The organism is Flavobacterium sp. MFBS3-15 (assembly GCF_026107645.2).
Classification (GTDB): Bacteria; Bacteroidota; Bacteroidia; order Flavobacteriales; family Flavobacteriaceae; genus Flavobacterium.
This window is the reverse complement of record NZ_JAPCHV010000007.1, coordinates 83,162-97,303: the sequence shown is the minus strand read 5'-3', so window position 1 is coordinate 97,303 and position 14,142 is coordinate 83,162. Positions and strand designations below refer to the sequence as shown.

Here is a 14,142-nt window from a genome sequence, read left to right as displayed (position 1 = left end):
AATTAAACAACATCAATTATGAACCGGAAAGATTTTATAAAAAAAGGCCTCATGGGGACAGGGATGTTCATCACTTCGGCCGCTGTGGGCGACGCGCTTAAAAATGACATTGACGAAATACCCCCTTTGGAACCGATTGGCTTCAACCACCTCCCGAACCCCGGATCTCTGGTGCTGGAAAACACGGTACTGCACAAGGCTGCGACACGCGGACACGCCAACCACGGCTGGCTCGACTCGCACCACACCTTTAGTTTTGCCAACTACCACAACCCTGACAGGATGCACTTTGGCGTACTCAGGGTACTGAACGACGATAGGGTCGACCCCGGAATGGGTTTCGGTACACACCCGCACGATAACATGGAAATTATCTCTATCCCACTTGAGGGCGACCTCGAGCACAAGGACAGCATGGACAACACAGCAGTTATCCGTAAAGGCGACATACAGGTGATGAGCGCCGGCACCGGAATTTACCACAGCGAATACAATAAGAATAAGGACAAACTGACCAAATTCCTCCAGATATGGGTGTACCCCAACAAGCGTAACGTAACACCGCGCTATGGCCAGGTTACCCTTGATGAGGCTGCAAGGCGCAATAACCTTCAGCAGGTGCTCTCCCCTAGCCCAGATGACGAGGGCGTATGGATCCACCAGGATGCATGGTTCCACCTGGGCACTTTTGATACCGGCAAGGCTGTGAGCTATTCGCTTAAGAAAAAAGGCAACGGCATTTATGCGTTTGTCATAAAAGGTGACTTTACAATCGGCTCTATAGCGCTCAACCAGCGTGACGGCGTGGGCATTTGGGACACCGACGAGATCACGATCACCGCCAATTCGCAGGATGCCGAGATACTGCTCATGGAAGTGCCGATGGCTTTACGCTAAATATTTGCAAATAAATTTCATACATAAAAATAAATTCATAAATTTGTATATACAAATTTTGTAGATACATTTATTTAAACTAGATATAACAACATTAAAATTTTAAAAACATGGCAACAACAAAATGGGCGATAGACCCGACACACTCAGAGATTGGATTTAAAGTAAAACACATGATGTTCAGCAACGTATCGGGCAAGTTTGATACTTTTACAGCTGAAGCCACAACCGAAGGCGACGACTTCGAAAATGCTGAATTTGATTTCTCTGCTGAGGCATCATCAGTAAATACAGGCAATGCCGACCGTGACAACCACCTTAAGACTGCCGATTTCTTTGGTGTGGAAGAGGATGCGAAAATCACATTTAAATCAACATCTTTCAAAAAGAACAGCGACGACGATTATACCCTTACCGGCGACCTTACGATCAAAGGAAATACAAAATCAGTAACCCTTGACGTAGAGTTTGGCGGTATAGCAAAAGACCCTTGGGGCAACACCAAGGCCGGCTTCAGCGCTACAGGCAAGCTGAACCGCAAAGACTTTGGCCTTACCTGGAATGCAGCCCTTGAAACCGGCGGCGTACTGGTTAGCGAAGAAGTAAAACTGGTAATCGACGTACAGTTTGTAAAAGCATAAGTTTGGTAATTGGTTTGTTTTGAAAACCCCGCAGCAGTGAGTGTTGCGGGGTTTTTGCTTTTGTACTATTTTTTGTATGTTTAGCGTTACATTAGAAAAATCTCCCTTCATGAAATTTCCAGTTATTTTAATTGTCATAATGATATGCTTATCATGCAAAGAGGAAAATGGCATAAAACATCCAACACAAACTGTCATTAAAAACGATGAAGAAAGGAATGTTGTTTATAAAGTCCGTGATACTTTAGAAAATTTACTGCAAAAAGCCATTTCAAAAGATTCTGTCAACTTTGATAACTGGAGTCCGTTTATCTCTTTTAAATCAGGGGATTTCATTTCAAAAGAAAAAAAGAATGCCATCATTGCAACAATGGCTAATGATAGCATTTTAAAAGTTGAATTATATGAATTAAAAGGCAAATGGATGAAAAATAGCGAATTGACATTTTCAAAAGCCCTTATCATTCAATTTGATTTACGCATGATTGATTATGATTTCGACGGTAGTAATGACATATACATACAGCAATCAGCCTCTAACGGTTTCTCTATTTCCCGGGGATTTCTTATAACTATCGATCCCGTTACACAACACATGAAATATCACCCCGAAGCACGCGAACTGGGAAATATGCGCCCCGAACCAAATGAACGTGTAGTGTATTATTCGGACAAATACAATGACTGTCCATATATAAAAGGGAAACCGTGCATAGTTTTTAATAAATGGCAAGGCGATAAGCTCACTACAACTAAAATCGTATGTCCCGAATGTGATGAGTTAAAATAATCAATCCTCCTCCTCTTCTGCCGTATGCGATTTGGAATATACCCTCCACTTCTCGATGCATTCGGTCATGTCTTCGGGAACGGGACATTCAAAGCGCAGGAACTCCTTGGTGACCGGATGCTCAAAGCCCAGCGTGCGTGCGTGCAGTGCCTGCCTTGGCAATATCTTGAAGCAGTTGTCTATGAATTGCTTGTACTTGGTAAAGGTAGTACCTTTCAGGATGAGGTCGCCGCCGTATCGCGCATCGTTAAAGAGTGTATGGCCTATGTACTTCATGTGTACGCGTATCTGGTGGGTACGGCCCGTTTCGAGTCGGCATGACACCAGCGTTACATAGCCCAGGCGTTCCACAACTTTATAGTGCGTTACCGCTGGCTTCCCTTCGCTGCCATCGGGATACACGGTATTCTGCATGCGGTCTTTCGGGTGGCGGCCTATGTGGCCTTCTATCGTGCCTTCATCGTCCTTTACATTCCCCCAAACCAGGGCAATATATTCCCTTTCAGATGTTTTTTCTGAGAATTGCTTGGTCAGACCCGTCATGGCCAGCTCGGTCTTGGCAATTACCAAAAGCCCCGAGGTGTCCTTATCGATGCGGTGCACCAGTCCGGGACGGTCGCTGCTGTTCATGGGAAGGCTCTCAAAATGGTAGGCCAGCGCATTGACCAGCGTACCCGAGTAGTTGCCGTGCCCAGGGTGTACAACCATGCCGGCAGTTTTATTCACCACCAGCAACTGGTCATCTTCATACACAATGTTGAGGGGTATGTTTTCGGGTTCCAGCAGGTATTCATACGGCGGATGCTCCAGGCGCATGCTTACAATGTCGTTGGCCTTTACCTTGTGGTTCGACTTTACAGGGACATCGTTTACAAAAATGTTCCCTGAGTCGGCCGCCTTCTGGATCTTGTTGCGGGTTATGTTCTCTATCAGGTTCATCAGGAATTTGTCTACCCTGAGTGGGGCCTGGCCTTTTCCTGCTTCAAACCTGTGGTGCTCGTATAGTTCGTCTTCCGACTCGTTTTCAATAATTGGTCGTGTAGTCATTTATTCTTCGTCATCTACATTAATATCCTCAGTACCCGTGCTGTCAGGTTCTTCATAGCCTGTTTTGCCGTCACCCAGCACAAGGTCAATTTTCGAAGCTTTCATTACCTTATCGCCTGCTTTCAGCTTTTTGCCGTTCTGCCACATTTCGAGCACAACGTCTTTTGCCAAATAAGGTTTGTACGTCTTCTTCCCTTCTTCAAGTCCGTTGGCCTTTAGCGTAGGCACTGCTGCACGGTAGGTCTTTTGTACAAGATCCGGCAGGGTAATCATACTATATTTCCCGGCATTGACTTTAACGTATACCTTACGGTCTTCCTTAACATTCACTTTGGGTAACGGATCCTGCTCGACAATGCTGTAGGGTGGGAATTCCGGGCGAAAATCCACCGTATCGAGCACCAGTAATTCCAAATCGATATTTTCAAGAGTTTCTGTAGCTTTCTCAGCAGTCAACTTTCGAAGGTCAGGCACCGGTATCTTTTGGTCATGGTTTGTTGCAAATCCCAGCCACTGCAGGACAAGAAAAATGGCTACGATTACTATTCCGATGGCTATTGCGAGGTGCTTGAAGAATACTTTGCTGGTAAGGAAATTTTTAAGGCTCATACAAAATGAATTTTGGCAAAGATATAAATAATACTAAACTTTATAAGTTAACGCAAATAATGATAATTTTGTGTAAGCATCGGCACACACGCCGGCTTAAAACCAATACTTATAAATAAATGAACATAGCAGTGGTAATGGGCGGATATTCAGATGAGTCCGTCATATCAATACGCAGCGGGCAGCTTATCCTCAACAACCTTGACCGTACTAAATACACGCCTTATGAGGTGCACATCCTCCCTGAAGGCTGGGACGTGCTCATCGACGGAAAAAAATATCCCATTAATAAAGGCGATTTTTCGTTTGAAAAAGACGGTCAGAAAACCACTTTTGACGTCATTGCCAATACCATACACGGCACTCCCGGCGAGGACGGCCACATGCAGTCCTACTGGGAGTTGCTGGAAATCCCTTATACCGGATGCGGCTTTTACCAGAGTGCATTAACGTTCAACAAGCGTGACACGCTGAGCGTTTTGGCGAAGTTCAACATCCCGAGGGCGAAGTCGATATATTTGTCAAAAGGAGACAGCATTACTGCCAAAGACGTAGAAGCCACACTGGGCCTCCCGTTCATGGTGAAGCCCAACCAAAGCGGCAGCAGCCTGGGTGTTTCGAAAGTAAATGACCTTGCTGATTTTGATAAGGCATTGGAATTCGCTTTCGCGGAAGACAGCGACATCCTGATCGAATCATACCTTAAAGGGACAGAAGTATCGGTTGGTGTCCTTAATTATAACGGAAAAACAACGGTACTGGGGCTGACCGAGATCGTATCGCACAACGACTTTTTTGATTATGAAGCGAAATACCTGGGGATGTCGGAGGAGATTACCCCTGCCCGGGTGGATGCCACAACCGAACAGAAGATACGCGAAACCGCTGCTAAAGCCTACGAAGCTTTGGGCATGAGTGGGTTTAGCCGTACCGATTTCATCGTAATGGATGGCGAGCCACATTTCATCGAGATTAATACCAACCCGGGACTGTCGCCCGCCAGCATTTTCCCGCAGCAGGCGGCACACGCCGGAGTCGCTATGAGTGATTTGCTCGACAGCGAGATACAGCAGGCAATGAAGAGAAAAGTGTTGTGGAGAAGATAGGCCTCTCCCCAGCGCTCTCCAAAAGAGAGGGAGCAGCTTCACTCAACCGCAACGCAACTATAGAATATAAATTTTCACTTCCCTCGCTCCCCTCTCCTTTGGAGAGGGGTTGGGGGTGAGGACAAAACCTGAAACAAAAAGAAATGAGAATAGCAGTATTCCCCGGGTCGTTTGACCCCATAACCCTTGGGCATTACGACATCATCAAGCGTGGTGTGCCTTTGTTCGATAAGATAGTGGTGGCCATTGGCGTGAATGCCGAGAAAAAATACATGTTCCCGTTGGAGGAACGGCTCAGGTTCATACAGGAGGCATTCGCCGATGAGCCCAAGATCGAGGTGATCACCTATCAGGGGCTAACCATCGACCTGTGTAAAAAAATAGGCGCCGGATTCATATTGCGGGGGCTTCGCAACCCGGCAGACTTCGAGTTCGAAAAGGCAATTGCGCACACCAACCGCAAGCTGTCGCAAATAGAAACTGTGTTCCTGCTTACAGCGGCCAGCACCTCTTACATCAGCTCGAGCATTGTTAGGGACGTATTGAGAAACGGCGGCGACTATACTGTGCTCGTACCCGGTTCGGTACGTGTAAAATGATATTATGAAAAAACTTTTAGCATTGTTGCTGTTTACCGCAACGCTGTCGGCACAAAAAAATATGTATACAACACATTACGAAAAAGGCAACCGCAACCAGACCGCCACCTATCAGGAAACCATCGACTATTTCAGGCTGCTGGACAAAGATTTTGAGTCCATTCAACTTCTCGAAATGGGCCTAACCGACTGCGGCATACCGTTGCACATTGTTATCTACAATCCGGATAAGGTGTTCGATTTTGCAAAAATGCACGATAATAAGGCGGTTTTGTTCATCAACAACGGCATCCACCCTGGCGAACCCGACGGTATCGACGCGACCATGATGCTGTTTCGCGACCTCGCCATAGGAAAAGTGCCTGCCCCAAAGAATACGGTTATCATCAGCATTCCCATTTATAACATCGGCGGGGCGCTTAACCGCAATTCGCACAGCCGCGCCAACCAGAACGGCCCAGAGAGCTACGGCTTTCGCGGGAATGAGCGCAACTACGACCTGAATCGCGATTTCCTGAAAAGCGATACCAAAAACGCACGAACTTTCGCGCAGATTTTCCACAAGGTACAGCCGGATATCTTCATTGACAACCACGTGAGCAACGGGGCCGATTACCAATACGTGTTTACCTATATTGCCACACACCACCAAAAATTGGGAGGCGACCTTGGGGCGTTCTACAAAACAGAAATGCTGCCGAAGATACTGGCCGCCATGAAGGCCAGGGGCATTGAGTCAACACCGTATGTAAACATCCACGACGAAAAACCCGATGGCGGCTTTAGCCAGTTCATGGATTACCCAAGATATTCGACAGGATTTGCCTCGATGTTCAATGTCCCGGGTTCGATGCCCGAAACACACATGCTGAAAAACTATGCCGAACGGGTAAAAGTTACCTACGAATACATGGCCGAAACTCTTGCCTACATCGAGCAGAACCACAACCGGATAAAAGAACTGCGCGCCGAAAACAACAGCCACTTTAAGGCAGGGATGCAGTACCCGCTGCTGTGGGAGATAGATTCTGCCGAGGTAACGCTGTTGCCATTTTTAGGCTACGAAGGCGGTTTCAAAACAAGCGAGGTATCAGGTAAGCCGAGACTATATTACGACCGCAAAAAGCCGTTCAGCAAGACCATACCGTACTACCAGCGTTACAATCCTACGCTGGAAGTGACGATTCCTGAAGCCTATATCATCCCGCAATCGTGGTGGAATGCCATTGAACTGCTTAAAATAAACAATATCAGGATGGAACCCTTAGCACACGACACCGAAATGGAGGTGGAAAGCTACCGCATTGTTGATTATAAAACATCAAAATCGCCATACGAAGGGCACTACCCGCACCATGGCACCCAGGTAAAGGCAACTACGCGCAAGGTGCTTTTCCGTAAAGGGGACTTTGTGATCCCTACGAACCAGCCCGGCGTAAAATACCTGCTGGAAACACTGGAGCCACAGGCGTACGATTCCTACTTCAACTGGAACTTTTTTGATGCGGTATTGCAGCAGAAAGAATATTTTTCAGCCTACGTTTTTGAAGATACCGCCGCAAAGTTATTGAAGGATAACCCGAAAATGAAAGCGGAATTTGATGCCAAAAAGAAACAGGACAAGGCATTTGCCGATAACGGCGATGCCCAGTTGGACTGGATCTATAGCCAATCGGAGTATTATGAGAAAACGCACATGGAGTATCCTGTGTACAGAAAAATGAAATAGCTTTGATACACTCAGGTTTGAAGTTTCTATTCTTATCACTTTTGGCAGGTGTTCTTTTTTCGTGTGAAGAGAAAGCGCTGAAAATAAGCGATGCCGTTCCTTATGAAAGGGAGATCTATGAACTTATCAACCTTAATTTGTCGCAAGCAGAATATCAGGAAGCTAATCTGCCTGACAAGCTGTTTATTGAGCCATTTCATGAGAATGAACACATTTTGAGTAAAATTGAAAACGCTTTCCCAAAAGAAGATCTTGAATTTGTGCGTAAGCAATTGAGAGACACAATAGCTTTTACACTCAAAGGCAAAAAACTATTATTGTCAGAAAAAGTGCGTCTGATTTCAGACGATACGCTTAAAAGAATGTTTAATGATGCGATAAAGACTGAGAAATTTTCTGCCTTTTGGGATGATTACAGGAAAAAGTTTGGAAAAGGGATAATGCTGGTGTATGCCAAACCGATATTTTCTAAAGATGGTAAGACAGCAGCATTTTATGTTTCAAGCTCTTACGGCCCTCTGTCAGGCGGGGGCTCTATATTGCTGTTTACAAAGAAAGATAAAAAATGGAAACAGGTCCGGACACTCTCCTGGTGGATAAGCTAACACATTTAAAATGAAACACCTCCCCCTCACCCTTAATCCGCGCCTGTTTGCCCTGCTCACATTCGGGTTCGTACTGGCAACTATCATAGGCACTGTAAGCCACGAAGGCGGCCATTATATAGTAAGCAAAGCACTTGGCTACGATGCCTACATCAGCTATGCTTCTTCGGGAACCAAGTCCGGCATCAGTGAGCGGGAGATGGCGGTTTTTGACTCGTTATACAAAGCAGACAAAGTTAAAATACACGCAAAAGAAGATTCGCCTGAGAAAAAGCACTACTTCCAATACCGCGAGGAGCTAAGCGGCAAGTTTAAAGAGCGCCCGAAACAACATTCACTACTGATAGTGCTGGGTGGGCCTGTGCAAACCATCCTTACCGGGATGCTGGGCTTTTGGCTGTTATGGCGCTGGCGTAAAAAGGGAATGCTCAGCAATCCGCTGAAAGTAAAGCAATGGGTCGCGGTACTGCTTGCTTTCTTTTGGTCGCGACAGGTATTCAATTTTATAATGTCAATCCCTGAGTTTTATTCATCAATACGGTTAGCAAGCGATGAGCCGCGAATTTCGCGTTATTTAGGATGGCCGGATTGGTCATTTGGGCTGGCAACATTCATTCCGGCGGTAATTGTATTGTTATGGGTCGTTTTTAAAGCCATTCCAAAACAGCAGCGGCTTACTTTCTTGTTATCCGGATTGGCAGGGAGTGCGTTCGGGTGGTTTATATGGATGTACTGGCTGGGGCCAAAGCTCCTGCCGTAAAATTATGTATACAAGAGCGTAACTAAAATTAAAAAGCCCGGCAAACAATCATTACCGGGCTTTTATCTCTTATTGGAAAACTTTATTTCAACTGGATGTACTCACTGTCTTTCCAGTGGGCTTTGCCGGTTATGGTACCCTTTTCAAGCAATACGATGGAAGGATTGCCCCTCTCTATCGTTTTAAGTGTTGTGGCATCGCAAAAGTAGTAATCAAATGATAGTTTGTGCTGCTGTTTTTTCTGTGCGATGAGCGTTTCATCAGATGCCGTCATACCAATTACCTTATAACCTGCCTGCTGCGCCTTTTTGGCGAATGCCTCCATTTTGGCAAGGCCTTCGTCGCTGGCTTTGTTAAGATCGTATGAGATGATCAGTGCCAGCTTAGGCTCTTCCAGCATTGCCTCTGTAAAGTCCTCACCGTCTTTTTCAATGGTGAAATCATGTATAGGCGGGACATAGCCTTCTACAATAACTTTGTCCTTACGATCGATAAATTCAGCATCTGCCGGAATTTTGTCTAGCTCCTTGTCGGTAAATTCTTTTTCAACACCATTTACTTTGTATAAAAACACCATTTCGTATACCGGCTTTGGCGCACCTTCCGGGATGGCCATACCTTCTTTAATATTAGTTCCTACCTTATATGCCCTGAAGTCGATAGCCGGCAGGTGGTTCAGCACATAGTACCCAAACAACCCGCAAAGTACAAGACTGGCATATACAACAACGTTAGTCGCTACCCTTCCAAAAATCCTCTTGATGTGTTTTTTATTGATAAAAAGGATGATTATGAAAAACAGCAGTACGACATCTTTAGTAAACGACTGCCACGGGGTAAGCTTGAGCGCATCGCCAAAACACCCGCAATCGGTAACCTTATTGAAATATGCTGAATAGAATGTAAGAAACGTAAAGAACAGGATCATCAGCAGGAGGCTCCATACGGTAAACGTCTTTTTATAGCCCACCAGCAGCATAACACCCAGCACCACTTCGAATATTACGATGACAACTGCCAAAGCAAGCGCATAGGGTATCAGGAATTCGAGATTGAGCACGTTGGCCCCGAAATACTCTTCCAGCTTAAAGGAAAAACCTATTGGATCGTTGAGCTTTATTAGCCCGGATATAATGAACAATATCCCTACGAGTACCCGTGAAAAATGTGTAAGTAACTTCATTGGTCTTTTTCTATTGATTATTGCAATTTATTTTCAAGTATCAGTGCAAAGACAGCATAGTTGATCATGTCCTGATAATTGGCATCGATCCCTTCCGACACAAGTGTTTTTCCTTTATTGTCCTCAATCTGTTTAACACGCAGGAGTTTTTGAAGAATAAGGTCGGTAAGCGAGCTGATCCTCATGTCCCGCCACGCCTCACCGTAGTCGTGGTTCTTAGCCTCCATCAGGTTTTTGGTCAGCAGTACCTTCTCGTCGTAAAGGCTCGTCGCTTCGGCAACATCCAGGTCCGGCTGCTCGGCAATGCCTTTGTCAATCTGGATGAGCGCCATGATGCTGTAGTTGATGATGCCTATGAATTCGCCGGTCTCGTCTTCGTCCACCTTGCGTACGTCGTTTTCCTGCAAGCTGCGGATACGTTGTGCCTTGATAAATATCTGGTCCGTAAGCGACGGCAGCCTCATGATGCGCCATGCACTCCCGTAATCCTTCATTTTATTAATGTAAAGTTGCCTGCAAACGGCTATGACCTTATCGAATTCCTGCGAGGTGTTACTCATTATAAGTCCTATCTTTGTATGAAATTTTTCCAAATATACTAAATAACCGACCTAAACCAAAGGCGGCTCCAAAAAAGAATGCCCATGCTCATCAACTGTAAAGGAACCCTCATCGATCTGTCAGAACCCAAGGTAATGGGCATTCTCAACTGCACACCTGACTCTTTTTTTGACGGCGGCAAGTACGGAAACGAAGCAGAATTACTTAAGCAGGCAGAGAAAATGCTTTCGGAAGGTGCAGACTTTATCGACGTCGGGGCCTACTCTTCCAAACCGAATGCCGACTTTGTAACCGAGCAGGAAGAGCTGGAACGTATCGTGCCGGTTGTAGAACTGGTATTGAAACATTTTCCGGAAGCGATAATTTCGGCAGATACCTTCCGTGCGGCTGTTGCCAAAGCCTGTGTAGAAAGCGGTGCGGCCATTGTTAACGATATCTCTGCAGGAATGCTTGACGATAAAATGCCTGAGACTGTCGGGCAGCTCAAGGTGCCCTACATTATGATGCATATGCGGGGTACGCCGCAAACTATGGTAAAGCTGACGCAGTACGATGACATTGTAAAAGAGATGCTGGCCTATTTTGCGGAAAGGATAAGTGTAGCCAGGGATTTTGGCATCAACGACATTATCATCGACCCCGGCTTTGGATTTGCCAAAACACTGTTGCAAAATTATGAGGTGCTGGGAAAAATGCAACTGCTCCAAATGGTGGAATTACCAATTTTGGCTGGGATGTCGCGTAAGTCTATGATTTATAAGCCACTCGGCATCACCCCGCAGGAAGCACTTAACGGCACTACTTCCCTTAATACGGTTGCGTTGATGAAGGGTGCAAAAATATTGCGGGTGCATGATGTAAAAGAAGCCGTGGAATGCGTAAAAATATTTAAGAATTTAGATTTCAGATTTCAGATTTAACTGATCCTGCCAAAAATGCGGATCAGGTGTTAGGATTCAATTATATCAATCCTCAAATTCATCATCTTCCTCTTCTCCAAAATCATTGATCAGGAAATCGATGACAAGCTCTACAGCATCGCCGTCGTCATTTAGGCCCCAATAGGCAGGATAATACCCATCGCCCCAGCCGGAAGAAAACATAATCACGTTATTATCAGAATCAGCATCTGGATGATGGTCATTCCAGTCACCTAATTGCCTTGAAAAATTATTTTTGCCCGAATACTCCCTGAACTCGTCAGCAAGCACTTCGTCATAATAGTTTGACTCCGGCTTTGCCTCCTGCACGCTGTCTATCTTTGCAATCAGCTCTGCATTTGTCTGTTCATCGAGAAAGCAAGCCAAACCCGATTCTACCGGAAAACCGTAAAATTCGTCATCTGTAAGATCATTAAGCTCTTCACTTGTAAGGTCGTCTGTCAGGGCCAGTATCCACTTTGTAGCACTCTCGGGACGAAATTTTATTTTGGCATATGCAATCCTGTGATGCAACTCATCTATCCTGGCCACAAAGATGTAAACGGGGTATTTATCTGGTTCGACGGTGCGGGAAAAAGGGCGCTGTTCCTCGGTAAAAAAGGGATCAGCGGCAATGATTTTGCCTGTTGGGAGGTTTACATCACCAATATGTATCTCTACCAGTTCCTGTGAATTCATTTCACCGTTAAGGTCATAGTGCATTTCAAAGTCGTTTATATCTTTCATGGCATGGTTTATTTGAGAACTAAAAGTAGTTAAAACATCAATTGCCATAGAGACTTTAGCGAAAATTTAACCCCTCAGGCTAAAGCAAAAATCTAAAAACAAAATTCAAAGGCAGAATGCTATAGAGCCACCAGGTCATTCTCTTATTAACCCCTCCACTCGATTGATAAACAGTTGCGTGCTGATTCCGTCTTCGGTAAGATCGATGAGGCGGTAGCCAAAGTGATCTGAAGTGATTTCTATTTCGTGGGAATCTTTCTTAACCTGGAAAGATACCGCAGGCGTTATGTGTTGCGTAATATTTCCATCCTGCCTGCTATCGGCCATATGATAGTGACCGCAAAAGACAGTTACCGGCTTTAACGATTGTTGCAGCAGTGCATTGATGCGTTTCCTGCCATGTAATGGGTAAATACGATGCATTGCCGTGTCGAGCCCGAGTATGGGATGGTGTATGAAAATGACCAGGTGCTTGTTGGTTACGGATTCCCTTTCGAGCCAGGCATACTGCATGTCGCTGATGCGTGACGAAGACGAATCCATATACAAATACTTGTAGGTTTCCGTTTCGTGAGAATAATATAGCTCTGTACTGCTTGCCGACGGGTGGCTAAAATGCTTTACCACTTCGGCAAAATTGTCATGGTTGCCAAGAATAGCTTTATAGCTGGGGCAAAATGTTTTAAGCCTTTTAAAAAACCATCCGTAATTTTCAGTTTCGGTAATATCTCCGGCAAAAACCAGCATATCGATATCCTTTTCCGATACATCGTCCAATACGAGTTCAAGATTTTTTTTAGGATCTATATTGTTAGATACAGTGGTAGGGTCACCCAAATGGGTGTCGGTAATCAGGGCTATACGCATCAGGATCAGGGTTTAGGGTCTTCCTCAAAAGCGGGGCCAATAGGTTCGGGTAAAACCAGTTCAGTGCTAATTGACGGAATGAGCAGCCGCATATTGACAATGCTGTTATCAGAACAATCTATAAAATACCAATTTGCTCCATTGTCCCTGGAAACCGCAATAACATTAGTATAGGCCGTAAGCCGCCCGCCAGGTATACGCATTTCTATCATTTCGACAAAAGTACACTGTAATTCCCCTTCTGTCTTAACTATTTTAGAAGGCGCGCCAAAACTTACACTAAGGAATACAACGCCCTGCTTTTCAAATTCCTGGAAACTTTTGACAGTCTCATCAAGCATTTTCCTTTGTCCGCCCATAACCTGCACTACAGTCGGATGGCTATATTTAATGAAAGAGGTATAATCTTTAGCAATAAAAGCTTTTCCCATCGCATCGGCCTGTGTAAGTATAACGCTGTCTAAAGGCCCATTTACACCTTGTGGATGCACTGCCCAACATGTCAAAACAAGCAATAAAGCAATTATCTTTTTCATAATTCCATAATAACATTTATATAAAAATATGAAAAAAGCATTTTAGTTTTGCTAAAAGGCCCGAATTTTACTGAGAAATATAAAATTGCTATTTTAAAAACCTATAGTTTATACATATTGTTTGCAAGTGTCTCGATGAATTTACTTATCGGCCCTTTTACCATCATAGCCATCATGGCATTGAACTCGCCTGCAAAATGCAACTGTACCTCACTTGAGCTTTCCGAAACCGAGTTGATATTGCCGGTAAGCGTGAAAGGCAGTTTATCACTTGCCGCACCCAGTACCAACTTATTCGGAGACTCTTTTTCCTTCATTTTAAGCTTGATTTCAGGCATTCCTTTAAGGGCAAAAATGAATGAGTCGTCTCCTGTCACTTCAAACTTGGCAGTATTTTCAGGCATAAGCTTTTCGAAGTTTTTCACATCGCTCAGTTGGTCAAATATATACTGGGCAGATTGGTTTACGGTTACTTTGGGACTTTCTAAATTCATATTTGTATTTAAAATTCCAAAATCAAATCGCAAATTACAAACTATATGAAA

17 protein-coding genes are annotated in these 14,142 nt (G+C 44.8%); 9 read left to right on the top strand and 8 right to left on the bottom strand.

Annotated elements, in window-relative coordinates:
* Positions 1-18 precede the first annotated feature (18 nt).
* The 3 genes from OGH69_RS07705 to OGH69_RS07695 all read left to right on the top strand — a co-directional run bounded on the left by OGH69_RS07705 (position 19) and on the right by OGH69_RS07695 (position 2,328).
* On the top strand, positions 19-897 hold the full coding sequence (locus tag OGH69_RS07705; RefSeq protein WP_265173879.1) for a pirin family protein: 879 nt from the start codon (positions 19-21) through the stop codon (positions 895-897).
* 110 nt (positions 898-1,007) lie between these two features.
* The gene (locus OGH69_RS07700) at positions 1,008-1,538 is read left to right on the top strand and encodes a YceI family protein (RefSeq protein ID WP_265173878.1); all 531 of its coding nucleotides are present in this window, start codon (positions 1,008-1,010) and stop codon (positions 1,536-1,538) included.
* Positions 1,539-1,647: 109 nt separating this feature from the next.
* Positions 1,648-2,328, top strand: a complete 681-nt coding sequence (locus OGH69_RS07695) for a hypothetical protein (protein WP_265173877.1) — start codon at positions 1,648-1,650, stop codon at positions 2,326-2,328.
* Here OGH69_RS07695 and OGH69_RS07690 read toward each other — a convergent pair whose 3' ends face one another.
* The gene (locus tag OGH69_RS07690) at positions 2,329-3,375 is read right to left on the bottom strand and encodes an RluA family pseudouridine synthase (RefSeq protein ID WP_265173876.1); all 1,047 of its coding nucleotides are present in this window, start codon (positions 3,373-3,375) and stop codon (positions 2,329-2,331) included. It lies immediately after the preceding gene.
* Positions 3,376-3,984, bottom strand: coding sequence for a PASTA domain-containing protein (locus OGH69_RS07685; protein ID WP_265173875.1), 609 nt, complete (start codon positions 3,982-3,984; stop codon positions 3,376-3,378).
* A gap of 119 nt (positions 3,985-4,103) precedes the next feature.
* Between OGH69_RS07685 and OGH69_RS07680 the strand changes: the two genes are divergently transcribed.
* The 5 genes from OGH69_RS07680 (at position 4,104) to OGH69_RS07660 (ending at position 8,783) form a co-directional block, all read left to right on the top strand.
* Complete coding sequence (locus tag OGH69_RS07680) at positions 4,104-5,090, top strand: D-alanine--D-alanine ligase (protein ID WP_265173874.1); 987 nt, start codon at positions 4,104-4,106, stop codon at positions 5,088-5,090.
* A 143-nt stretch (positions 5,091-5,233) separates the two neighbouring features.
* Entirely contained in the window at positions 5,234-5,689 is a 456-nt protein-coding gene (gene coaD / locus OGH69_RS07675; protein WP_265173873.1) for a pantetheine-phosphate adenylyltransferase, read from the top strand.
* A 4-nt stretch (positions 5,690-5,693) separates the two neighbouring features.
* A complete protein-coding gene (locus OGH69_RS07670) occupies positions 5,694-7,418 on the top strand; it encodes a M14 family metallopeptidase (RefSeq protein WP_265173872.1) in 1,725 nt (574 codons plus the stop codon).
* Positions 7,419-7,435: 17 nt separating this feature from the next.
* Positions 7,436-8,023 (top strand): hypothetical protein, encoded by a 588-nt coding sequence (locus OGH69_RS07665; RefSeq protein ID WP_265173871.1) that lies wholly within the window; start codon positions 7,436-7,438, stop codon positions 8,021-8,023.
* Between the two features lie 10 nt (positions 8,024-8,033).
* A complete protein-coding gene (locus OGH69_RS07660) occupies positions 8,034-8,783 on the top strand; it encodes a hypothetical protein (RefSeq protein ID WP_265173870.1) in 750 nt (249 codons plus the stop codon).
* Positions 8,784-8,865: 82 nt separating this feature from the next.
* Here OGH69_RS07660 and OGH69_RS07655 read toward each other — a convergent pair whose 3' ends face one another.
* Complete coding sequence (locus OGH69_RS07655) at positions 8,866-9,966, bottom strand: BT_3928 family protein (RefSeq protein WP_265173869.1); 1,101 nt, start codon at positions 9,964-9,966, stop codon at positions 8,866-8,868.
* Positions 9,967-9,983: 17 nt separating this feature from the next.
* A complete protein-coding gene (locus tag OGH69_RS07650) occupies positions 9,984-10,526 on the bottom strand; it encodes a DUF1599 domain-containing protein (RefSeq protein ID WP_265173868.1) in 543 nt (180 codons plus the stop codon).
* Between the two features lie 84 nt (positions 10,527-10,610).
* Between OGH69_RS07650 and folP the strand changes: the two genes are divergently transcribed.
* Complete coding sequence (gene folP / locus OGH69_RS07645; RefSeq protein WP_265173867.1) at positions 10,611-11,447, top strand: dihydropteroate synthase; 837 nt, start codon at positions 10,611-10,613, stop codon at positions 11,445-11,447.
* A 45-nt stretch (positions 11,448-11,492) separates the two neighbouring features.
* On the opposite strand, the gene OGH69_RS07640 is transcribed toward folP, so the two are convergent.
* The 4 genes from OGH69_RS07640 to OGH69_RS07625 form a co-directional block, all read right to left on the bottom strand.
* Positions 11,493-12,194 (bottom strand): DUF4241 domain-containing protein, encoded by a 702-nt coding sequence (locus OGH69_RS07640; protein WP_265173866.1) that lies wholly within the window; start codon positions 12,192-12,194, stop codon positions 11,493-11,495.
* A 135-nt stretch (positions 12,195-12,329) separates the two neighbouring features.
* Positions 12,330-13,061 (bottom strand): metallophosphoesterase family protein, encoded by a 732-nt coding sequence (locus OGH69_RS07635; RefSeq protein ID WP_265173865.1) that lies wholly within the window; start codon positions 13,059-13,061, stop codon positions 12,330-12,332.
* A 5-nt stretch (positions 13,062-13,066) separates the two neighbouring features.
* The gene (locus OGH69_RS07630) at positions 13,067-13,597 is read right to left on the bottom strand and encodes a hypothetical protein (RefSeq protein ID WP_265173864.1); all 531 of its coding nucleotides are present in this window, start codon (positions 13,595-13,597) and stop codon (positions 13,067-13,069) included.
* Positions 13,598-13,698: 101 nt separating this feature from the next.
* Positions 13,699-14,091 (bottom strand): SRPBCC family protein, encoded by a 393-nt coding sequence (locus OGH69_RS07625; protein ID WP_265173863.1) that lies wholly within the window; start codon positions 14,089-14,091, stop codon positions 13,699-13,701.
* Positions 14,092-14,142: the final 51 nt, after the last annotated feature.